This window comes from Treponema sp. R6D11, assembly GCF_054786075.1.
Genome location: NZ_BDHD01000878.1, coordinates 1 through 462 on the forward strand (window position 1 = coordinate 1; position 462 = coordinate 462).

Genomic DNA, 462 nt, shown 5'->3' on the forward strand with positions numbered 1-462 from the left:
CAACTGGCAGTCTACAGACAGGCTGTATTAAAATGGGCATTTGATGGGAAAAATTTTAAATCAATTAAGATGAATCAAATATCAGAGGCTTTTGGAGGTGGAGCATTTAAGAGCACTGATTTTATTCTATCAGGAAAATACCAAGTTATACGAATAGGAAATGTCAGACCAGGCATTATTCGCTATAGTGAACGTCCAATTTATCTAAATAAATTAAACAAAAATGAAAGCAAATATTTGCTTGAAAAAGATGATGTTGTCATAACACTTACTGGAACGAGAAAAAAACGTGATTATGGATTTACTGCTGTTATTGATAAAGAAAACTTGGTATTAAATCAAAGAGTTGCAGCAATTCGTTTTTATCAGGATTATTCACCAAAGTTTTTTTTGTATTATTCATGGACAAATAAATTTAAAGATGATTTTTTTAAAGATGAAACGGGAAATGTAGGTCAAGGG

Annotated in this window: 1 protein-coding gene; it reads left to right on the forward strand. The window is 31.0% G+C overall.

Going from position 1 to position 462, the window contains the following annotated elements; genetic code table 11:
• A partial coding sequence (locus ACYVTD_RS16615; protein ID WP_461248764.1) for a restriction endonuclease subunit S occupies positions 1-462 on the forward strand: 462 nt, incomplete at both ends.